Here is a 21,819-nt window from a genome sequence, read left to right as displayed (position 1 = left end):
TTTAATTTTAATCGGTGGGAGAGCGTTGATTATGTCAAAAACTATTCATGAATTTAATGATATTATTCGGAAGCTTCGAAAAGATTTATTTGGAAAAGGACCGGAAAGAATACATACGGTTTTTGTTGAAAATATGGCTGTCTCAACACTGTATGGAAATTTAACTCCGACAGAAACATTTATTGCAAGCACTGCTGAAGGATGTGACATGGTTCATCTAGCTCGAACAAAAATGATCCAAGATGTATATGCATCGAATCCGCCGGAAGGGCTAGAAGAATTGGTAGGAGCAAAGTTGGTTAATTTATTTTCAGATATGAAAATAAAAGAAAATATAGCGGTTTCCGTATTCGTTTTTGATAAAAACATTATTTGAAAAAGGAGACATCACATGAACTCGACCGTTAAGAAGCGTACAGTTCTTAGATTTAAAAATGGTCAAATGGAAAGCGTAGAAGATAAAATCGTAACGGAGTTTCCTGTGACTGTGAAAATTAATGAGGAAGAGTTTGTCACGATGGTATGTAGCCCACAATACATTGAAGATATGGTCATTGGCTATTTAGCATCTGAAGGGGTTATTCGAGCATATAAAGACATTAAAAACATATGGGTTCAAGAAAAAGAAGGGTATGTTCATGTTACAATAGATAAATTAAACCCGTATTTTCAAAACCTTCAAAATAAACGATATATCACGTCTTGCTGCGGGGCGAGCAGACAAGGGTTTGTCTTTATAAATGATGCGCTGACTGCTAAAAAAATGAATGATATATCGGTAGAACTTTCAATTAAGGATTGTTTTCAATTGATGAATAAGCTGCAGCAATCTGCTGCTACGTTTCAAGAAACGGGTGGCGTTCATAACGCTGCTATTTGTGATAAAAATGGCTTTATGCTTAGCAGAATGGATATTGGCAGGCATAATGCTCTAGATAAACTATACGGGTATTGCTTAAAACACCATATTTCAATTAGAGATAAAGTAGTCGTTTTCAGCGGCCGTATTTCGTCAGAAATTTTGTTGAAAGTAGCGAAGATCGGGTGTGAAGTGGTTCTTTCAAAATCTGCTCCGACTGAACTTGCTTTAAATCTAGCAGAAGAATTGGGAATTACAACGGTAGGGTTTATTCGAAATGATTCGTTGAATATTTATACATGCCCGGAAAGAATTTTAAAAGAGAGTTAATCTGCTGTGGAGAAGCTGACAGCTAGAGAGAGGAGAGATGAGGCAGATGTCATACGCTATAGTTGATACTTTAAAGCGTCCTTTACGAGACTTGCGTTTGTCAGTAACAGATCGCTGTAACTTTCGCTGTCGATATTGTATGCCTGAAGAAATTTTTGGGGCAGACTATCCATTTTTACCTGCCGAAAACATTCTTTCGTTTGATGAATTAGAGAGACTCACTAGATTATTCGCATCGCTAGGAGTAAAAAAAGTGCGTATAACGGGAGGAGAGCCGCTGCTAAGAAAAGGCTTGCCAGATCTAATCAATCGTCTGAAGCAAATTGAGGGTATAGATGATATTGCGATAACAACAAACGGCTCACTGTTAAAGAAGCATGCAGAAGCCTTATCAAAAGCGGGATTATCAAGAGTGACCGTTAGCTTAGACTCACTTGATGAAGTGAGATTTCAAGAGCTGAATGGAAACCGAGGAAGCGTAAAACGAGTATTAGAAGGAATAGAAGCAGCAGCTCTTGTGGGGATTTCAGTCAAAATAAACATGGTTGTTCAAAAAGGTAAGAATGAGCAAGATATTCTTCCGATGGCCCAATATTTTAAAGACAAAAAACATACGCTGCGTTTTATTGAATATATGGATGTTGGAAATGCAAACGGATGGAAAATGGATGAGGTTATAACAAAGAAACAAATTCTGGATATAATTGGACAAGAAATGCCTCTTGAAGAAATTCCACCTCATTATACGGGGGAAGTAGCCACCAGGTATCGATACGTCGGGACAGAAGAGGAAATTGGTATCATTTCATCTGTCACAGATTCATTCTGTTCCACTTGTTCACGCGCAAGAGTATCGGCTGAAGGAAAGCTCTATACCTGTTTGTTCGCGTCAAAAGGATATGACCTCCGCAAACTGATACGATCAGAAGCATCTGATCATACTGTTTGTGACACGATTTCTGATATCTGGAATCATCGGAAAGATCGTTACTCAGCCGAACGAGCTAACGGAAGACAGGTCCAAGGCGCTGAAAAAGTGGAAATGTCCCATATTGGTGGATAATTCAAAAAAGCTTTATACGTGCCAATCACTGCGATGATTCACATTTATAAAAGTGGGATCTTCTGCTGAAAAAGGCACGCGAAGGACGTTTGTCTGATTCAATAATTGCGTAAGCCTTCTTTCACCTTGTGTAACGAGTTGTTCAATAAGAGGAAGCGTTCTACGGTGATAGATTGCTAGAAGCGGGTGAATGTGATCAGGCTGAACAGGAAGAACAATGTCAGGTGAGTCCGTTTGAGTCAGTGTGATCATGTGATGAACAAACTCAGCATTAATAAAAGGAATATCGCAAGAAAGAATAAAGAACCATTCAGCGCAGCAATCGATGGCAGTTAAAGCGTGATGAATTGCATATAAAGGTCCTTGATACGGGCATTTTTCAACTGCAAATGCCACATCCTTTCTTTGAAAATAAGGGAGTAAATCTTGGTTGGTAGACACCAGTATAGGTGTGACGTGATTGTCTTTTAATGCATCTATACTATATTCGTAAAATGATTTCTTGTTATAGGTTTCAAACATTTTTGGTTGACCGTAGCGAGAAGATTTTCCTCCTGCTAATACAATGCCGGCAATGGACATTTATTAAATACCTCCATCAAAATATATTTGTATATTTATGCAAAAAAGCCTCCGTGAAGCAGCGTAGCTTTATGTGTATAATAGCATGTTTTTAAAGAAATATCTTTGACGAAGGAATAGACAGTGAAGTCAGAGATTGAATGAGAAAGGGAGAGAAAAGAGTGACAGAACGTTATTCACGTCAGCAGCTTTTCCAGCCCGTTGGAAACAAAGGGCAGCAGCAAATTAGAAATAAGCATGTTTTAGTTGTAGGTGCAGGGGCTCTAGGCAGCGCTAGCGCCGAAGCCCTCGTGCGTGCTGGAATTGGAAAATTGACTCTTGTAGATCGTGATTATGTGGAATGGAGTAATCTACAGCGTCAGCAGCTTTATACAGAACAAGATGCGCAAAACAAACTACCTAAAGCTGTAGCAGCAAAAAATCGTTTGCGTCAAATAAACACGGAAGTAAAGATTGAAGCGCTGGTGATGGATGCTCAGCCTGCTAATTTAGAAGATATCGTCCAAACAGCTGATGTGATTATCGATGCGACAGACAACTTCGACATCCGTTTTATTTTAAATGATTTGTCACATAAGCATGAAGTTCCTTGGATATACGGCTCATGTGTAGGGAGTTATGGCGCCACTTATACCGTTATCCCCAATGTAACCCCTTGTCTGCACTGCATATTAAAAAAAGTGCCTGTCGGAGGAGCAACCTGTGAGACAGCAGGAATTATCAGTCCCGCTGTTCAAATCGTGGCAGCCTATCAAATAACCGAAGCATTAAAAATTTTAGTCGAAGATGTTGAAGCTTTGCGCCACACATTTCTAACCTTTGACGTCTGGAATAATCAGCATGCTGAATTTAAGACGGGCAAAATGAAAAGTGATAAATGTTCTTCTTGCGGATCGACTCGAACATATCCGTACCTAGCGTATGAAAATCAGCTTAAAACAGAAGTTCTGTGCGGCAGAGAGACGGTTCAAATCAGACCTTCGCAGCGTCATTTGTACAACTTCGATGAATTGGAAAACCGGTTAAAAAAACAGGGGAAAGTGGACCGCAATCCATACCTTCTCTCATGTCAGCTTCCAGAGCAGCGCTTTGTAATTTTTCAAGATGGCCGTGTATTTATTCATGGAACGAATGATATTCAATTTGCGAAAAGCTTATATTATCGTTTACTAGGATGAGTAAAGGAGTGAAAAGAATGAGAGAAAAGCGAACTCCTATCCCTGTCGGAGAATGCGTTGGACGAGTGATGCAGTATGCAAAAAACAGAAAGCAAGAAATCATTGCGCTTGAAGAAGCTCACGGCAGATTTTTAGCTGAAGATTTAATAGCAGATCATGATATTCCTGCTTTTGATCGTTCACCATATGATGGTTTTGCCGTTCGGTCGCAAGATACGAAAGAAGCATCATCACTTCATCCAGTAGAACTGGCTGTTCGAGGAGAAATAGGAGCGGGTTCTGTTTTTGAACATACAGTCAGCGCGATGCAGGCTGTGCGTATTATGACAGGAGCTCCTATTCCCAAAGGCTGCGATGCGGTTGCGATGCTTGAAGTAACAAAAGAATATACGAAAGACAATCAGCCGATCGTTCAAATCAAGCGTTCATTTAACAGCGGAGATAACGTTTCTTTTCAAGGAGAAGAAACAACAAAAGACACTGTGTTAGCTTCAAAAGGAACGTATATCACTCCGGGAGTAGCAGCTCTTTTAGCCACATTTGGCTATAGTGACGTAGCTGTCTTCAAAAAGCCTGTAGTTGGATTACTTGCAACTGGAAGTGAACTAGTGGAAGTGAGTGATCCTGTTGAACGAGGCAAAATTCGTAATAGCAATGCTCATATGCTTCGTGCGCAAATTGAAAAAGCTGGAGGCGAAGTGAACTATTTTGGTATCATGCCCGATGATTTAAGTGAGTGCTACAATGCGGTAAAATCTGCACTATCAGAAGTGGACATGCTGATTACGACGGGCGGCGTTTCAGTAGGAGACTATGATTATCTACCAGATGTTTATAAGCAATTACAAGCCGAAGTTCTCTTTAATAAAATTGCGATGAGGCCAGGCAGTGTAACAACGGTTGCTCGTATGGGAGAAAAGCTTTTATTTGGCTTATCGGGAAATCCTACAGCGTGCTATGTCGGTTTTGAACTTCTGGCTCGTCCGGTAATCAGTACATATGCGGGTAAAAGCGCCCCTCATCTTCGGAAAGAAAAAGCTTTGTTAGGAAAGGACTTCTTAAAGCCAAATCCTTTTATGCGATTTGTATCTGGCAGGCTTTCATACAGGGAAGGACAGCTGATTGCTTCTCCATTAAGCTTTACAAAATCTAGTGCTGTTTCTTCTTTAGCTCATGCGGATACATTAATTATATTTCCTGGAGGGACGAGAGGATACAAAGAAGGAATGCTGGTTGACGTCTTATTGCTAGATGACGTGCGGGGAAGTGAATGGCCTTGGTAGCTTGTTGTACCGTTTTACAAGTAGTTGGATTTCAAAACAGCGGAAAAACTACTTTAGTGGAAAAGCTCATTAAAAGAGCGAAACAATTCAATCTATGTGTAGGTTCTATTAAGCACCATGGACACGGCGGACCTCCAGATAGCAGCAGTGAGCTAAAAGACAGTCATCGCCACCAGCAAGCAGGTGCCGATGTGGCAGGTGTAGAGGGAGGTGGAATCCTTCAGCTTACGGCAGATAGTAAAGACTGGAGCCTAAAAAAGCTGATTGATTTTTATCAATTTTTCTCGCCAGATGTCATTTTTATTGAAGGATATAAAAAAGAATCCTATCCAAAAGCAGTCTTGATTCGAAGTGAAGAAGATCTTGTTCTGCTTTCCTCTCTAACCAATATTATATGTGTGATTAGTCACGTTCCGCTAAAAAAAGAAGTGCAGCGAGCATATCCAATGTTTCATTTACAAGAAGACGAACTTTATCTTAATTTTTTATTGAAAGAAGTGGGGGAAAGAAGATGAACCAGCACTTATTTGAAGTAGTAAATCAGCCAATTGCTGTAGATGAAATAATTAAAAAAGTTTCTAGAAGAGACGCGGGAGCTATTACGACATTTATTGGAACGGTAAGAGAATTTACAAAAGGCAAGAAGACGCTCTCTCTTGAATATCAAGCCTATGTGCCAATGGCAGTGAAAATGCTTAGCCAAATTGGTGACGAAATTCAGGAAAAGTGGCCCGATGCGTTGACAGCTATTACTCACCGAATCGGGAAGCTTGATATAACAGAAGTCGCAGTAGTTATTGCGGTTTCTTCTCCGCATCGCAAAACAGCTTATGAAGCAAACGAGTATGCTATTGAACGTATTAAGCAAATTGTGCCAATTTGGAAAAAAGAATTTTGGGAAGACGGAACAAAATGGATTGGAGATCAGTTAGAAACGAAAGAATATCCTGAAGGAAAGCCATTGAAGGAGATGTGAAAATGATTAACGTCTTATTTTTTGCTGCTATACGTGAAGAGGCTGGAGTGGAACAAGTAACAGTTGATAAGCAAGATATAACAGTGAAGGAATTAAAGGAATATGTACAAAAAACGTATAAACTTTCCTCTCTGGAGCAAACGATGACAGCAGTCAACGAAGAGTTTGTAACAGATGAAGAAGCCATTGGAACGGGAGATACCGTCGCATTTATTCCACCCGTTAGTGGAGGATAAAAAAAGGTGCTGAATACACAGCACCTTTTTTTATTATCTAAATTGAGCTACTTTTTCGATTGGTAAACGTACAGACGGGTAACCGCTATTTGCTGCTTTGCCGATTGAAAGTAACATAACCGGTGCATAGCGCTCTTTGTCTAAACCGAATGCATCGGCAATTTGATCTTTTTCATAACCGCCAATAGCGTTTGTATCATAACCATGAGCACGTGCAACAAGCATTAACTGCATGGATACTAAACCGCCGTCAATTAATACTGTTTCTTTATTTAATTCTTCAGAAGCAGCTGCGTAGTGCGCTTTGATTTTAGGGATTTGCATGTCTCTAATTTCTTGTGGCATATAGCCTAGTTCAACAGCTTTATCGTAAATTTCATCTAAATTTTCTTCACTTTTTAAATCGCCGAATATCGCAATAACAGCTGCTGATGTTTCTACTTGTGACTGATTAAATTTAGCAAGCGGAGCTAATGTTGTTTTTCCTTCAGGGCTATCAATTACTAGAAAGCGCCAAGGCTGTGCATTAACAGAAGATGGAGCTAGCGTCGCTTCTGTTAAAATTTCTTTCATTTCTTCGCGGCTGATTTTGACAGATGGATCGTAATAACGAATAGATCTGCGCCCTGTAATAATATCTTGAAAATCATTGTTTAGTGTTTTTGTTTGTGTCATGATGAACTCTCCTTTATGTTAAAAATGTTATGACCGTTCAATGGCCGAAATGTTTACTTTTAAACGCTCGAGCATTTTGGAAAGCAGCAGCTGTTCTTCTTCGCTGAAATCTTTAAATGCTTCATCAATAAAGCGAGCTTTTTCGTTTCGAAATGCACCGATTTTTTCATGTCCGCTTTTCGTAAGCTTTACAAATGTTACGCGGTTGTCATCAGGGTTTTTACGGCGTGATACAACATCTCTTTCTTCGAGCTGCTTTAAATGCCTTGTAATTGCAGCATTGTCAATGTTTACTTGCTGTTGAAGCGCCTTTTGACTCATTTCACCTGTTTCATAAAGCTGATGTAAAATATCAAGACGTGATTGGCTAACACCGGTACAATGCTCAAACTTTTGATTAATTTGTTTATTAACTTCTTGCAGAGCATACAGAACATTTGCTTTTTCAGAACATGAATGTGACAAGAAAGTCGCTCCCTTTTTCTATAATATTTATTGATGAATTAATATTTGATACATCAATGTTTGATACATCAACTAATATAAAATAAATAAAAGTGAAAGTCAAGAAAGTGAACGTTGTTTTTTAAAAATAATAAAGAAAGAGGCTGAGACGTAACGAAATGAATCCCATCCAAAGGCGAACAATCTGGATATATAATCTGGACTGCTTGCTCGGCCGCTGAGCCTCCTCGTTGCTTGCGCTCCTGCGGGGTCTCACCTGTTCCACTGTTCCCGCAGGAGTCTTCGCCTTGCCCTCCAATCAACTGCTGGAAGGAACGAAACAGATAAAATCTACGTTCACCATAACAAAAAAAAACGAACCACTAATCAAACAGTTTGATTAGTGGTTCGTTTTTCATTTCAGCTAAACTATTTTTCTCTCAGCCTCTTTAAGCTGAATGATTTTTTTGCTAATTTGTTCATGCGTATAGGGAGATAGAAACGGAATACGCTTGATAATCAAATCGTGAATCCAGAATAATCGCTGAATAAGAGGAGCTGTTTTAGCTGAAACGTATATAATAAAGCATCCGATAGCTCCCGCAATCACCATGCCTCCAAGTACATCTGCTGGATAGTGAACGCCTACGTAAATACGTGAAAGGCCCGAAATGACAGCCCATATAAAAATGATGCTTCTCCATTTGTTTTTTCGTAACCACATGATCCAAGCAGCAGAAAAGACTAAAATCGAATGATCACTCACAAAAGATGAATTAGCCGGGTGCGGAATCAGCTTATGAACGTGATGAGTCACAAACGGACGCGGGTGGTAATACACCAGGTGAATGACCTCATTGATACATAGAGAAAGTACAATTGTAAACAACATGTATAAAGCCGTATAACGGTGATAAATTGTTCTTTCTGTTTTTCCGCTAAACCAAAGCAAAAGCAAACAAGCCATTATAAAATAAGGAACGCTATTCGTGATGATAATCATGACAGAATCCATTGCGCTGGATTCACCAGCAAACGAGTTAATCCATTGAAATACTTCGTAATTGAGGTTCATTTGTTTTCTCCTTATGCAGTACTTTTCACTCTTAGTTTAGATTGACACTCTAAAAAAACGATGAATTTCACATTAAAAATCAATTAAAATCCGAAATTTAAGGGCATTTAATGATATAAAAAGGAGAGGAAGAAACTGCTTTTAGAATAGGAGATGAAACAGTTGAAAAAGGTTTTATTTTTACCTCTTCTAAAAATGCCTTCTGGCCATCATCAAGTGGCAGAGGCGTTAATGGATATATTGGAAAGAAGAACAACAAATATTTGTTATAAAAAAATAGATTTATTAAGCTATACAAACGAACTATTAGAAAAAGTGGTCACAGGCACATATTTGAAATGGATTCGTTATGCTCCAGAAACGTACAATATGGCATACAAACATCTCTTTTATGAACCGCCTGTTCATTCATTCAAATGGTATCATCACGTATTCGCAAAAAAAATGGAGCACTTAGTTAAAGAAGAAAATCCGGATTTAATTATATGCACACATGGGTTTCCTTCTTATTTGCTCAGTCAATTAAAAGCAAAAGGCAAGTGTGATGTTCCTATTATAAATGTCTACACGGATTTCTTTATTAATAATTTATGGGGAAAAGAAGAGATTGACTTTCACTTTCTTCCTAGTGAAGAAGTAAGAAGAGGGCTTCGTGCTCAAAGTGAAATTCCACTTCAAAATATGATGGTCACAGGGATACCGGTACATGAAGAAATAACAAAAACACGAACTGTTAAGCATCATGGTAACCAAAATATTTTAATTGCCGGAGGCAGCAGCGGCTTAGGCAATATTATGGATTTCTACAATGATTTAAAAGATGCGCGCCATTTTCATTACTTTGTCTTATGCGGAAAAAATCAAAAGTTATATGAAGAAATCAAGGGATGGGAATTACAGCACGTTACACCAATTCCGTACATTTCATCACGCACAGAAATGAATGAACTGTATGAACAAGTAGATGCTATCGTAACAAAGCCAGGTGGTATCACGGTCAGTGAAGCTCTTCGCAAAAATTTACCGATTTTTGTTCATTCTGCTTTACCGGGTCAAGAAGAGGTAAATTTACGCTATTTGACAGAGCAAAACTTAGTTCAAGAACTAAAGACGGATCAATCGTTAGAAAGTCAGCTGCAGGAAGTGCTGCAGGATGCTGATAAAATGAACACATTATATAACGCCATTGCTGCTTATCATAAAGAAATCGAAGCACAAACGCCTGAAGAACTTTTAGCAGTAGTCAATTGGATTTTAGGTGAAAAGCAAACGATTGGTCTTCATGCGTAAAACATTCATGTCTACAAACAATAAGGATAAGCTAAAAGACAAGTATGTTGAAAAAGTAGGGTTTAGATAAAAAAACAAACATCTTTTGAAAAAGGTGTTGTTTTTTTATCTAAAGAAGCTATTCTTTCACTTAAGACATGTGGTGAGAGGTGTATAACATGAAAGAGAAAATTTTAATTGTGGAAGATGAAGCGCAAATTGCGAAAGTGTTAAAGATTGAATTGGAATTTGAAGATTATGAAGTAGATGTTGAGTACGATGGGAAAGCGGGGTTAGAGACGGCAATATCCGCTCAATATGACCTCATTTTGCTAGACGTGATGCTTCCAAGCCTAAGCGGTATTGAGGTGTTAAGGAGACTTCGGAAAGCGGAAGTATTTACGCCAGTTATTTTATTAACTGCCAGAAATACGACGCTAGATAAGGTAATGGGCTTAGATCAAGGGGCTAATGATTATGTTACAAAACCGTTTGAAATTGAAGAGCTGTTAGCACGGGTTCGCTCTTGTATTCGCTATCGTTCGCTCGTAGAAGCATCAGGAACGAAAGAAGCTGAAGCGGAGCTCTTAACGATCAGTGATTTGACTATTAATCTTGAAACAAGGGAAGTCCTTAGAAACAACGAATCCATTACGCTGACACCGAAAGAGTATGATTTAGTTGTGTATTTGCTTACGAATAAAAATAAAATTGTCACGAGAGAAGGAATTCTCACAAACGTTTGGGGCTATGAATATGAAGGAGAAACGAACGTAATTGATGTGTATATTCGCCACTTAAGAAAAAAAGTAGATGAAGGTTTTTCTACTTCTCTCATTCATACGGTGCGAGGCGTAGGATATATGATGAAAGAGGAGAAACATGAAGATCACGACGAAGATTAATTTACTGACAACAGCATGGCTAGTGGTTATTTTATTAATCATGAACATTGTTGTTTTTTTCTCCTTTACTAAATCTACGGTGAATATGGAACAGGACATTTTATTCGAAAAAGCACGCGAGATTATTCAAAAAGGTCAGCAAGATCATTCCGTGGAGCTCTCGCCGGAGTTACTAAAATTTTATTTAACCAACCATTCATTTATCCGAACAGTTTCAGAAAATTCTACGGTCATTAACCAAGTATCAAATGATCCTCATCTGGTGAAAATTAAGCCCGAATTTTCAAAGAAAAAAAAGGTGAAACTTCGCAAAATCAGAGAAAAGCAGGTATTGGTTATTCGCATGCCTGTCAAAGTCAATAATCAAGTCGTTGAAACGCTTGAGATTGGTGAGCTCCTGACTGGTTTTGAAACCCGTAAAGACATTTTGCTATCAATTTTGATTTTTTGTTCGCTTGTGTCCATTTTATTGTCTCTTTTAGGAGGAAGATGGTTATCACGCGTCATTATGCATCCTATTAAAAATATGGTCACAACGATGAAAGAGATCGAAGAGAGCGGTGTTCCTAAAAAGGTCCTCATTCAAACGGAAACGAGAGATGAACTGCAGGGAATGACCGTTACCTTTAATCATATGATTGACCGCTTGCGAGAAAATATTGAAAAGCAAAATCAGTTTGTTTCCGATGCTTCTCATGAATTAAAAACCCCTCTAACCGTTATTCGCAGTTATTCTAATTTATTAAGAAGAAGAGGGATTAAAAATGAAGAAATTACGCTGGATGCGATCGACACCATCTATGCGGAAGCAACCAAAATGCAAAAAATGATTGAAACGCTGCTTGATCTGGCAAGTGTGGAAAAAGAACAAACGCTTGATATGAAGCAAACAGATCTTGTTCTTATTTTTGAACAAATCGTTAAGCAGCTGCAGCAAGTATACAAAAGAGAATTAGTTCTTCATTATGATCAAACGCCCATTACGATTGAAGTGGATGAACTAAAAATGAAGCAAGTGTTGATTATTTTGCTTGATAATGCAATTAAATACAGTACGGATAAAATCGAAGTGACCGTTGAAAAAAAGCAGGAAGATGTCATTATCAAAGTAAAAGACTATGGAATTGGCATTCCAAAAGAAGATCTTGCCCATATTTTTGAACGTTTCTACCGAGTGGATAAAGCCAGAAGCAGAGCTACGGGAGGAACGGGGCTTGGACTATCGATTGCACAAACTATTGTCCGCCAGCATAAAGGCGAGATTTTTATTAAAAGTGAAGAAGAACAAGGAACGGAAGTTGTGATTCACCTTCCCGTTTCATCTGTGAAATGAGGAGATTAGAAAAAATTAGTTTAGTAGAAGGAAGGTCCGAACGATAAATCGTTTGGATCGTTTCATTTTTCTCAGACTAAAGTATGAAGGTATTTCATTATAAAGTCGTTCGAAACGCACGAAAAAAGCGAATAAAATAAGAGTATCAACAATCAGTGGAGGTTTTAGTATGAGTTATACTCTTTTTATAAAAGCAAATGACAGATCGGCAAGTGAAGCGGTTAGCGTGAAATTATATGATGCATTTTTAGAAAGCTATCAACAATCGCACCAAGGTGAAGAAATAATAGAGCTAAATTTGTTTCAAGAAGAACTTCCTTATTTAGGTGCCGACATGATAAACGGTCAGTTTAAATTAGCAAGAGGGCTAGAAGTGACGGCAGCGGAAAACAAAGCAGCAGAAACTGCTAATTACTACTTAGAACAATTTGTGAGAGCAGATAAAATTGTTATTGCCTTTCCGCTTTGGAATTTTACTGTGCCGGCCGTGCTTCATATGTACTTTGATTATTTAAATCAAGCAGGCAAAACGTTTAAGTATACGCCAGAAGGTCCGGTGGGATTACTAGGCGATAAAAAAGTGATGTTATTAAATGCACGAGGCGGAGTATATTCAGAAGGTCCAGCAGCTGAGGTCGAAATGGCCGTTAAATATGTCAGCAGCGTACTTCAATTTTTTGGAATCACGGACGTGAACTCTGTTATTATTGAAGGACATAATCAGTTTCCAGATCGTGCGCAAGAAATTATTGAAAGTGGCTTAGAGCAAGCAGCACAAGCAGCTAAAACATTTTAAATAATAGTAGTAAAAGAAGACGGGACAGAAGTATTTTAGGTGAAGGTATATCCGAACGATGAATCGTTCGGATTTTTTGCTGTATATCTTAAAAAATAATAGGTAAAATGAATAAATAATATAAAAGATATTTGCTTTATCTATAGGAGGAGCAGAGATGGATATTCGTCAGCTTAATTATTTTTTAGAAGTCGCTAAATTAAGGAGCTTTACTAAAGCATCTCAAAGTCTCCATATTTCACAGCCGACCTTGAGCAAAATGGTGAAAAACTTAGAAGAAGAATTGGAAGTAGAATTAATTGATCGGTCCGCACGACAGATTGATTTAACGGATGCCGGGGAAGTGGTGTATGCGCAAGGACAAAAAGTCATGGCATCCATTGATGAGCTATCGACTTATTTATATGATGTGATGAATCTGAAAAAAGGAGTGATTAAAATTGGAATTCCTCCATTGATTGGAGTTCTGTTCTTTCCAAAGATTATCAAAGGGTTTCAGCAGCTCTATCCAGATATTACGATTAAACTTATTGAATACGGAGCAAATCGTGTTCAAAAAGCAGTAGAAAAAGGAGAGTTAGACTTAGGTGTAGCCGTGCTTCCAGTAAATGAACATCTTTTTGATATTAATCCTTTTATCTCTGAAAAAATGCTTTTATATGTTCACCATTCCCATCCTTTAGCCTCTAAGACTCATGTGGAAATTAATGAATTAGCCCAAGAGAAATTTATTTTATTTAATGAAGACTTTACGCTTCACGACCGACTTATTCAGGCATGTCAAAAAGCGGGATTTGAACCTAACGTAGCTTATGAGAGCTCTCAATGGGATTTTATTGGTGAAATGATTGCAGAAAACTTAGGCGTATCTATCTTTCCACAGTCCATTGCGGCAAAAGTAGATTCCTCTATTGTAAAAGCCGTTCCTATTACTAACCCTTCAATTTCATGGGATTTAGGGTTGATTTTAAAAAAAGATAAATATATTTCATATGCCTCTAAGCAATTTCTTCACTATATGAATAAACAGCATTCTGCTTTATATAGATAAAATGCATATGTTGTATTGAATATATGTATTTTACGAAAGAGAGAATGTGCGTTAAAGTAGATAGTGTAGAAAACATACAAGAAAGCAAACATTGATTCCGCGCGGTGTCAGTAAAAAATACGGAGGTTGATTTTACATGGCACAAGATAGTTATCAAAAAGGTTTAGATAAATTAATGGAATATACATTAACGAGTAATGATGATATTTCAACTCATTTAAAAATTACAGAAGACTTAAAAGACCTAGCTCCTGACGTTGGGAAATATATTATTGAATTTGCCTATGGAGACATTTATTCACGACCCGGTTTAACGAATAAGCAGAGAGCGTTAGTTACCATTTCATCATTGGTCACTCAGGGTACAGAGCCTCAGCTTGAGCTGCATTTAAATACAGGTTTAACAGCTGGACTAGAGCCGAATGAAATTGTGGAGAGCATCATTCAATTAATCCCATACACAGGTTTCCCTCGCGTGTTAAATGCTTTAAATGTAGCTAAGAAAGTGTTCGCTCAGCGTGACGTGGAAGTAGAAACAGGTGAAAAAGAGCTGGTAGAAAATAAATAATAAGCAAAACAAAGACGCTCTAAAAGAGCGTCTTTGTTTATGCGAGCTGCTTTTGTTTGGTTTCTTTTCCTAGAAAAACAACCGAACCAACACCGATTAAAATAGCTCCACAAAAGATTGAGAACGTAACGGTTAAAGATGTACCTTGCGTTGACATATATCCAACTAACAGCGGTCCTAAAATTCCTCCAATTCGCCCAAAAGAAGCAGCCATTCCAGCTCCTGTGCCTCGGATAGATGTCGGATATTGCTCAGGTGTATACGCGTATAAAGCACCCCAAGCGCCTAAGTTGAAGAAAGACAACAGCATACCTGCTGTTAGCAGCAGCCAAAGTGACTCGGCATTTCCAAAGATATATGCGCTGGCAGCCGTACCTAACAAATAGGTGACCAATACGAATTTTCGGCCCATGCGTTCAATAAACCAAGCAGCCGTATAATAGCCGGGCAGTTGAGCTAATGTCATAATCAATACGTATTCAAAGCTTTTGATTAAGCTAAATCCTTTAATGACCATGACGCTAGGTAGCCACAAAAACATGCCGTAATATGAAAATACAACGCAAAACCACAGAACCCACAGCATAATGGTAGATTGACGATAAGGCTTAGACCACACGCTTCTTACATTGTCCGCAATCGACGGTTTCTTTTCTTTTGTCGTTTCCACAAAATGAGGAGAATCTGGCAGTTTGATGCGCAAATAAATGGCATAAAACGCTGGGATAGCCGTCAGGATAAGCGCTAGCTGCCACCCGTAGGCTGGGATTACAAAGTAAGAAATAAGCGCTGCCAGTAGCCAGCCGAACGCCCAAAAACTTTCTAATAAGACGACCACTTTACCGCGTTTTTCCGGTGCCACAGTCTCAGAAACAAGTGTAGAAGCAACAGGCAGCTCTCCTCCTAAACCCATTCCAATTAAAAATCGAAATACTAAAAAAGCAGCAAGGGTAGTAGTAAGAGCCGAAAGGCCACTTGCTACTGAAAAAAGAACAAGAGTTACAATAAAAACGGTTTTTCGTCCAATTCGATCAGCCAATAACCCAAACACTAAAGCTCCAACGGCCATTCCAATCGAGTTAACGCTGCCTATCCAGCTCATTTCAGTAGGGGAAAGTCCCCATTCAGCGTGAAGAGCTGCAATGATAAAAGACAAAATGCCAACATCCATTGCATCGAAGAGCCATCCGAGCCCTGCGATGCCAAGAAGCTGACGTTCTGATAATTGTTTTGTTTTCATGTCTTCCTCCTAGAAGCAAAGAATTTTGCTTTAAGTTTACACTTGTCTTGACATAATGTCACGTCTATTTTAAAGAAAAAATGCAAACGGAAAAGCTCTATACCTAATGGTATAGAGCTAATTTTATTCTCACATTTTATCGTAAAGCATTTTTCCAGGCCATGTATACGCCATATGACCGCCGTCTACAGTAATGCAATCACCTGTTACATAGGAGCTGTCATCAGATGCTAAAAATAATACAGCACCGGCTACTTCTTCCGGTTTGCCTAGACGGCCCATCGGATCGACCCATTCATATGCTTTTCTAAATTTTTTTCCTTCTTCAGCGCCTGATAAATCATCAAGAAGCGGTGTTTCGATTGTGCCCGGAGCAATTGAGTTAACGCGAATACCTTCACGAGCGTAGTCAATTGCCATGGTTCTTGTTAGGTTGGTAATAGCACCTTTCGCTGCGTTATAGCCAGAACGGTCTAAGTCTGCTGCTAGTCCGGATACGGATGAATTATTAATAATCGATCCGCCATTTTCTAACATCAGGGGAATAACGTATTTGCTTACAAGAAATGTTCCGCGCAAATCTACAGACATTAAGCGATCCCAAAGTTCTACTGGATATTCGTGAAGCTTGCCGCCTTCTGTGTCTGTACCGGCATTATTAAAAAGAATGTCCACTTTTCCAAATTTCTTTTCAATTTCCGCTGTGAACTCTTTTACTTTTTCTTCTTCAGCTACGTCGATATAGTAGGCATGGGCTTCACCGCCAGCATCTTTAATTTCTTGAGCTACTTTTTTCACACCGTCCAAATTAATATCAGCACAAATAACAACCGCGCCTTCTTTCGCAAAGCGTTCAGCAGTTGCTTTTCCTATGCCGGAGCTTGATCCTGTAATCACTGCGATTTTTGATTCTAAACGTCCCAATTGTATCCCTCCGCAAAAATAAATATATAAGTATGTATGTTCATGTACCCATCTATTATTTTGATAAAACGTCGTTAGTTTATACGTGTGCGAATAGAAATAAAGAGACGCAGCAAAACAAATCCATTGTATAATGAACAGCAGTATGTCAGAAAAAATGAGGTGTTTGTATGAAAGCAATCATAAAAAGTTTTATTAATGGACTCTTAACGATTGTCCCTATTATCCTTGTTATTTATATTTTAGTAAGAGTGTTTAATTTTTTAGACAGCATTTTAGGAAACGTATTGAAGCCCTATATGAAGCAGGATTATATACCGGGGATTGGCATCTTAGCGACGCTTGTTTTAATTACGTTCTTAGGATGGTTATCCACTCGTTTTTTTGCAGGGAAAATTATTAACTTAATTGATCGGTTGTTAGAAAGAATACCGCTTGTTAAAACGCTATATACCGTTATTAAAGATACGTTTCAATCTTTTCTTGGAGAGAAAAAGTCATTTTCAAAAGTCGCTTTAGTGACGATGCCCGGCACGTCAATGAAAGTCATAGGGTTTGTGACCTCTGAAGAAGTAGAAGAGGTGATTCATTCATTAAAAGACCACGTAGCCGTTTATGTTCCACAGACTTTTCAAGTAGCCGGTTTTACTTTTTTGATTCCAAAAGAAGAAATTGAATGGTTAGATATTAAGCCGGAAGAAGCCATGAAGTTCGTGTTATCTGGGGGAGTATCTAGTTCAAAAGCAGAAAAATAACAGAAGGCTTGTTGAAGCCTTCTGTTATTTTTGTTGAAGTAAGGCTGTTAAAAGATTAAGCGGTTCTTCCAACGGTTTAAGTTCCGTTAAATTTCCAACCATGCCTTTTACAATAGCAGCGGTAGGCTTATCTTTTTTTAGCTCCGTTTGTAAAATGTGAAAGCTGTCTGCGTGCTCATCAGAAATATGATCGCTGTTGTCTAGCAGATGTTTAATTTCCTCAAGAGCTTGTTTTACCTGCTCATTTTTACTGAGAAAAGTCGTTCGTTCCTTTCCGTATATATCTTCACCAAAAGAAGCAGGAATAAGGGGACGAGGTTTTCTAGCTAATAAATCTTCTACTAATACATCAACTCGGTCCATTATGTACTGCGCTACTTCTTTAAATGTAAGCTCGAATTGATTGAAGATAATAATTTCTAAAAAGGAATGATGAATACCTTCAATCATTTTCGTTAAATCCGAGATATAAGGAGTTACGTCTTCTCCGTATACGCTAACGAGGCTTTTGCGATGGAAGTAAAACGTTTCTCGCTGCATTTTATGAACAAAGGTCTCCACTTCTTTGTTAAAGGGAATAGATTTTTCACGGATTTGCATGATAATAAAATCTCTGTGCTCCGTAATAAATTCATAGAAATAGATGAGCTGATTCATATAGCGGCTGCGGGCATCGTTTACTTCCTCGTCGAGAGCATAAACAGAGCTAAAGAGCTTTTCATAGTAAAAGTTTAGAATTGATAATAAAAGTGCATCCTTAGATTTGAAGTGCAGGTAAAACGCACCTTTTGAAATGTTGCATTCATCTACAATTTCTTGCACAGAGGTAGCATTAAATCCTTTTTTTGCAAAAAGCTTAATCGAAGCTTCAATTATTCTTTTTTCTTTTTCCTTCATGTCTTCTACCTCATTTATTGAACAATTTGGCCATTCATTTCGTTAGATAATAGTATCATACACTAAAAAAGATAAAGGTATATATCAAAGTTGAGAACGAGAGTCAGTTCCTTTAAAAAACGATTATTATAAATATGTCTTTATTATGAACAAGTCAGGAGAGAACCTGCTTAGGGTTGACACTGACTAGTTAGTCATTTATATTTTAAGTTGTTGTGACCGATCAGTCAATTTTATTAGTATACATATATTTGAAGGAGGATATGCATTGGGGAAGTTTATTAAATTTTCATTGAAAAATAAATTTGCAGTATGGCTGTTAACGCTCTTTGTCATTATTGCAGGGCTGTATTCAGGGTTTAATATGAAGCTAGAGACCATTCCTGATATTTCAACGCCTGTTGTAACAGTCAGTGCAACTTATCCGGGAGCCACTCCGGAACAAGTGGCAGATAAGGTGAGTAAGCCGATTGAACAAAAGCTCCAGGGACTGAGCGGCGTTGACACAGTTAGCTCATCTTCTTATGAAAATATGGCTACCATTCAAGTTGAATATAGTTTTAGTAAAGATATGGAAAAGGCAGAAGACGAAGTTAGGCGAGCTCTTTCAAACGTAGATCTGCCAGATGATGTCGAGGAACCAAATGTTTCAAGACAAAGCATTAGTGATTTTCCGATTATTTCATTAAGTGTTTCAGATGATAAAAAATCATTAGAAGACTTAACGAAGTATGTAAAAAATACCGTTGTTCCACAAGTTGAAAAAGTGCAGGGGATTTCTTCGGTCAGTGTGTCAGGAGAACAAGTTGAAGAAGCAGAACTTGTATTCAAACAAGACAAGCTCAAGCAGCTGGGACTTGATGAAGATACGGTGAAAAAGCTTATCCAAGCATCCGATGCAAAAGTGCCGGCTGGCACGTATACGATGGATGGATCTCAAAAATCTGTTGTGGTAGACGGAAAGATGACAACAGAAAAAGATTTAGAAAACTTAGAGATTCCAGCTGTGCCTAGTCAAGGAGCTGCTCAAGGTCAGCAACAAGGAATGAGCCAGCAGCAGACACAAGGCACCGTGCAGCAGGCGCCATCCGCAGCTTCTATTCCAACTGTGAAATTAAAAGAAATTGCGGATATTAAAGTGACGGGGAAAGCAGAATCTATTTCTCGCACGAACGGAAAACCTTCCATTGCTGTACAAGTTGTCAAAGCGAAGGATGCGAACACAGTAAATGTTGTAAATGATATTAAAGAAAAAATGAATAGCCTAGAAAAGAAAAACAAAGACCTTCACGTTGACAATATTTTTGATCAAGGTAAACCGATTGAAGATTCTGTTCATACGATGCTAAATAAAGCTATTATCGGTGCGGTCTTTGCGGTTATTATTATTCTTTTATTTTTACGTGATATTCGTTCAACGATTATTGCCGTTATTTCGATTCCGCTTTCGTTATTGATCGCCATTTTAGCGCTCAAATCAATGGATATCTCTTTAAATATTATGACGCTTGGAGCGATGACTGTAGCCATCGGAAGGGTTGTAGATGATTCCATTGTCGTTATTGAAAATATTTACCGCCGCATGGCTTATCAGGAAGAAAAGCTTAAAGGAAAAGATTTAATTGTCGCGGCGACGAAAGAAATGTTTGTTCCAATTTTCTCTTCTACAATCGTAACCGTGGCCGTATTCTTACCGTTAGGTCTAGTAGAAGGACCGGTAGGAGAGCTATTCTTACCGTTTGCATTAACCGTTGTTTTTGCACTGTTAGCATCACTGCTAGTAGCGGTAACACTCGTGCCAATGCTTGCTCATTCGTTATTTAAAACAAATGTAAAAGTAAAAGAAGAAAAACCAAGCAAACTAGCGCACGGATATAAGCGAATTTTGAACTGGACGCTAAACCATAAGCTTATTTCCTTTGGGTTAGCCGTACTACTGTTAGTAGGAAGTTTATTCTTAGTTCCTTCTATTGGCGTGAGCTTCTTATCATCTGATCAAGAAAAAACGCTGACGCTTACGTATACACCGAAAGCCGGACAGTCTCAAAGCGACGTAGAAAAAGCAGCAAATCGCGCAGAAGCGTACTTGATGAAGCGAGATGGTGTCAAAACGGTTCAGTATTCGTTCGGCGAAGGTAACTCTTTTAATCCGGGAAGCAAAAATAACGTTTTAACATTTGTGCAATATGACGAGGATACACAAAACTTTGATAAAGAGCAGGATAAAGTATTAAAAGCTCTTAATAAACAAGCGAATCAAGGTGAATGGGGCTCAATGAATACGGCGTCTAGCGGCAGCAATAATTCATTAAACGTCCTTATTTACGGAGATAGCTTAGATGAAATCAAACCTTATGCTGATAAAGTTGAGCATGTTTTAGAAAAGCATAAAGAACTGAAAAATGTCGATTCTACGCTTTCAGATACGTTTGATGAATATACGCTAGTACCGAATCAAAAGAAAGCCGCTGAACTCGGCTTGTCAGCCAGTCAAATTGGCATGCAAATTTCGAACCTTGGACAGCGTGAAGTATTAACAACTATCCAAAAAGACGGAAATGAAATTAACGTATACCTTCCAAAAGAAAAAGAGGATTTCTCTACTTTTGCTGAACTTTCAAGCACAAAAGTGACCTCTCAAACTGGACAGGAAGTTACATTAAATGAAGTTGTCGACATTAAAAAAGGTAAAACATCGAATACGGTAACTCGCCGTGATAATAAAATTTATGCAGAGGTAAGTGCCGATATTAAGAGTGACGATGTAGGCGGTGTTTCTTCTAACGTCCAAAAAGAAGTGAAGAAAATTGACTTGCCAAGTGATATGGATATTAACTTTGGCGGAGCATCAGAGCAAATCAATGACTCATTTAGTCAATTAGGAATTGCTATGCTCGCAGCCATCGGTATCGTGTACTTCGTACTAGTACTGACATTTGGTGGAGGGCTAGCACCATTTGCTATCTTATTCTCACTTCCATTTACACTCATTGGTGCACTAGTGGCGCTTTTAATCTCTGGAGAAACGATCAGCATTTCTTCGATGATTGGAGCTCTTATGCTGATTGGAATTGTGGTAACAAATGCAATTGTGCTGATTGACCGCGTGATTCATAAAGAGCAAGAGGGTCTGTCGACGCGTGAAGCGTTACTAGAAGCTGGAATGACACGTCTTCGCCCGATCTTAATGACAGCTATTGCAACAATTGGTGCACTGCTTCCATTGGCTTTTGGATTTGAAGGTGGAGGCCTTATTTCAAAAGGGCTAGGGGTTACGGTAATCGGAGGACTAACAAGTTCTACGCTGCTTACGCTCATTATCGTTCCAATTGTCTATGAGTTTTTTATGAAGTTTAAGCGCAAAAAAGTAAAAGAGTAGA

The 21,819-nt window shown here is 38.5% G+C and carries 24 protein-coding genes; 16 read left to right on the top strand and 8 right to left on the bottom strand.

Going from position 1 to position 21,819, the window contains the following annotated elements:
• The first annotated feature begins 31 nt into the window (after nucleotides 1-31).
• The 3 genes from LJC66_RS25470 (at nucleotide 32) to moaA (ending at nucleotide 2,252) form a co-directional block, all read left to right on the top strand.
• Nucleotides 32-376: a Na-translocating system protein MpsC family protein gene (locus LJC66_RS25470; protein WP_013085380.1), complete on the top strand. Its 345-nt coding sequence runs from the start codon at nucleotides 32-34 to the stop codon at nucleotides 374-376.
• Nucleotides 377-442: 66 nt separating this feature from the next.
• Nucleotides 443-1,189, top strand: a complete 747-nt coding sequence (gene fdhD, locus LJC66_RS25465) for a formate dehydrogenase accessory sulfurtransferase FdhD (protein ID WP_372586393.1) — start codon at nucleotides 443-445, stop codon at nucleotides 1,187-1,189.
• Between the two features lie 46 nt (nucleotides 1,190-1,235).
• A complete protein-coding gene (gene moaA / locus LJC66_RS25460) occupies nucleotides 1,236-2,252 on the top strand; it encodes a GTP 3',8-cyclase MoaA (protein WP_230933777.1) in 1,017 nt (338 codons plus the stop codon).
• A gap of 12 nt (nucleotides 2,253-2,264) precedes the next feature.
• On the opposite strand, the gene mobA is transcribed toward moaA, so the two are convergent.
• A complete protein-coding gene (gene mobA / locus LJC66_RS25455) occupies nucleotides 2,265-2,834 on the bottom strand; it encodes a molybdenum cofactor guanylyltransferase (protein ID WP_230933776.1) in 570 nt (189 codons plus the stop codon).
• Nucleotides 2,835-2,995: 161 nt separating this feature from the next.
• Here mobA and LJC66_RS25450 point away from each other — a divergent pair, with 161 nt between their 5' ends.
• Genes LJC66_RS25450 through moaD form a run of 5 tightly spaced genes read left to right on the top strand, consistent with a single transcriptional unit; the run spans nucleotide 2,996 to nucleotide 6,507 of the window.
• Nucleotides 2,996-4,012 (top strand): molybdopterin-synthase adenylyltransferase MoeB, encoded by a 1,017-nt coding sequence (locus LJC66_RS25450; RefSeq protein WP_230933775.1) that lies wholly within the window; start codon nucleotides 2,996-2,998, stop codon nucleotides 4,010-4,012.
• 17 nt (nucleotides 4,013-4,029) lie between these two features.
• Nucleotides 4,030-5,295 carry a molybdopterin molybdotransferase MoeA gene (locus LJC66_RS25445; protein ID WP_230933774.1) on the top strand — a complete coding sequence of 422 codons (1,266 nt, stop codon included), beginning with the start codon at nucleotides 4,030-4,032 and terminating at the stop codon, nucleotides 5,293-5,295.
• Entirely contained in the window at nucleotides 5,283-5,810 is a 528-nt protein-coding gene (gene mobB / locus LJC66_RS25440) for a molybdopterin-guanine dinucleotide biosynthesis protein B (RefSeq protein WP_025752618.1), read from the top strand. The genes LJC66_RS25445 and mobB overlap by 13 nt, the downstream gene beginning before the upstream one ends.
• Entirely contained in the window at nucleotides 5,807-6,271 is a 465-nt protein-coding gene (locus LJC66_RS25435) for a molybdenum cofactor biosynthesis protein MoaE (RefSeq protein ID WP_025752620.1), read from the top strand. Before mobB ends, LJC66_RS25435 begins: the two co-directional genes overlap by 4 nt.
• Before the next feature lie 2 nt (nucleotides 6,272-6,273).
• On the top strand, nucleotides 6,274-6,507 hold the full coding sequence (gene moaD / locus LJC66_RS25430; protein WP_050688936.1) for a molybdopterin converting factor subunit 1: 234 nt from the start codon (nucleotides 6,274-6,276) through the stop codon (nucleotides 6,505-6,507).
• A gap of 33 nt (nucleotides 6,508-6,540) precedes the next feature.
• On the opposite strand, the gene LJC66_RS25425 is transcribed toward moaD, so the two are convergent.
• From LJC66_RS25425 to LJC66_RS25410, 4 genes are all read right to left on the bottom strand, one after another.
• The gene (locus LJC66_RS25425; protein ID WP_230933773.1) at nucleotides 6,541-7,182 is read right to left on the bottom strand and encodes a nitroreductase family protein; all 642 of its coding nucleotides are present in this window, start codon (nucleotides 7,180-7,182) and stop codon (nucleotides 6,541-6,543) included.
• 27 nt (nucleotides 7,183-7,209) lie between these two features.
• Nucleotides 7,210-7,647: a MarR family winged helix-turn-helix transcriptional regulator gene (locus LJC66_RS25420; RefSeq protein WP_013085370.1), complete on the bottom strand. Its 438-nt coding sequence runs from the start codon at nucleotides 7,645-7,647 to the stop codon at nucleotides 7,210-7,212.
• Between the two features lie 68 nt (nucleotides 7,648-7,715).
• A complete protein-coding gene (locus tag LJC66_RS25415) occupies nucleotides 7,716-7,949 on the bottom strand; it encodes a hypothetical protein (protein WP_195695740.1) in 234 nt (77 codons plus the stop codon).
• Between the two features lie 101 nt (nucleotides 7,950-8,050).
• Nucleotides 8,051-8,701, bottom strand: a complete 651-nt coding sequence (locus tag LJC66_RS25410) for an undecaprenyl-diphosphatase (protein WP_230933772.1) — start codon at nucleotides 8,699-8,701, stop codon at nucleotides 8,051-8,053.
• Between the two features lie 162 nt (nucleotides 8,702-8,863).
• Between LJC66_RS25410 and LJC66_RS25405 the strand changes: the two genes are divergently transcribed.
• The 6 genes from LJC66_RS25405 (at nucleotide 8,864) to LJC66_RS25380 (ending at nucleotide 14,623) form a co-directional block, all read left to right on the top strand.
• Entirely contained in the window at nucleotides 8,864-9,991 is a 1,128-nt protein-coding gene (locus LJC66_RS25405) for an MGDG synthase family glycosyltransferase (RefSeq protein WP_230933771.1), read from the top strand.
• Between the two features lie 158 nt (nucleotides 9,992-10,149).
• Nucleotides 10,150-10,875 (top strand): response regulator transcription factor, encoded by a 726-nt coding sequence (locus LJC66_RS25400; protein ID WP_025752630.1) that lies wholly within the window; start codon nucleotides 10,150-10,152, stop codon nucleotides 10,873-10,875.
• The gene (locus LJC66_RS25395) at nucleotides 10,853-12,208 is read left to right on the top strand and encodes a sensor histidine kinase (RefSeq protein ID WP_230933770.1); all 1,356 of its coding nucleotides are present in this window, start codon (nucleotides 10,853-10,855) and stop codon (nucleotides 12,206-12,208) included. Before LJC66_RS25400 ends, LJC66_RS25395 begins: the two co-directional genes overlap by 23 nt.
• Nucleotides 12,209-12,377: 169 nt before the next feature.
• Complete coding sequence (locus LJC66_RS25390) at nucleotides 12,378-13,004, top strand: FMN-dependent NADH-azoreductase (RefSeq protein ID WP_230933769.1); 627 nt, start codon at nucleotides 12,378-12,380, stop codon at nucleotides 13,002-13,004.
• 157 nt (nucleotides 13,005-13,161) lie between these two features.
• Entirely contained in the window at nucleotides 13,162-14,055 is an 894-nt protein-coding gene (locus LJC66_RS25385; RefSeq protein ID WP_195695743.1) for a LysR substrate-binding domain-containing protein, read from the top strand.
• Between the two features lie 136 nt (nucleotides 14,056-14,191).
• Nucleotides 14,192-14,623 (top strand): carboxymuconolactone decarboxylase family protein, encoded by a 432-nt coding sequence (locus LJC66_RS25380; RefSeq protein WP_050688944.1) that lies wholly within the window; start codon nucleotides 14,192-14,194, stop codon nucleotides 14,621-14,623.
• Nucleotides 14,624-14,660: 37 nt separating this feature from the next.
• Here LJC66_RS25380 and LJC66_RS25375 read toward each other — a convergent pair whose 3' ends face one another.
• A complete protein-coding gene (locus LJC66_RS25375; RefSeq protein WP_230933768.1) occupies nucleotides 14,661-15,863 on the bottom strand; it encodes an MFS transporter in 1,203 nt (400 codons plus the stop codon).
• A gap of 129 nt (nucleotides 15,864-15,992) precedes the next feature.
• Nucleotides 15,993-16,787, bottom strand: a complete 795-nt coding sequence (locus tag LJC66_RS25370) for an SDR family oxidoreductase (RefSeq protein WP_153253929.1) — start codon at nucleotides 16,785-16,787, stop codon at nucleotides 15,993-15,995.
• 170 nt (nucleotides 16,788-16,957) lie between these two features.
• On the opposite strand from LJC66_RS25370, the gene LJC66_RS25365 reads away from it, so the two are divergent.
• A complete protein-coding gene (locus tag LJC66_RS25365; protein WP_050688947.1) occupies nucleotides 16,958-17,542 on the top strand; it encodes a DUF502 domain-containing protein in 585 nt (194 codons plus the stop codon).
• A gap of 24 nt (nucleotides 17,543-17,566) precedes the next feature.
• Here LJC66_RS25365 and LJC66_RS25360 read toward each other — a convergent pair whose 3' ends face one another.
• The gene (locus LJC66_RS25360) at nucleotides 17,567-18,439 is read right to left on the bottom strand and encodes a TetR/AcrR family transcriptional regulator (RefSeq protein WP_050688948.1); all 873 of its coding nucleotides are present in this window, start codon (nucleotides 18,437-18,439) and stop codon (nucleotides 17,567-17,569) included.
• 268 nt (nucleotides 18,440-18,707) lie between these two features.
• Between LJC66_RS25360 and LJC66_RS25355 the strand changes: the two genes are divergently transcribed.
• Nucleotides 18,708-21,818, top strand: a complete 3,111-nt coding sequence (locus tag LJC66_RS25355; protein ID WP_230933767.1) for an efflux RND transporter permease subunit — start codon at nucleotides 18,708-18,710, stop codon at nucleotides 21,816-21,818.
• Nucleotide 21,819: the final 1 nt, after the last annotated feature.

The sequence above is a fragment of the Priestia sp. TSO9 genome (assembly GCF_021029645.1).
Classification (GTDB): domain Bacteria; phylum Bacillota; class Bacilli; order Bacillales; family Bacillaceae_H; genus Priestia; species Priestia megaterium_E.
This window is presented reverse-complemented; position numbering and strand designations above follow the sequence as displayed.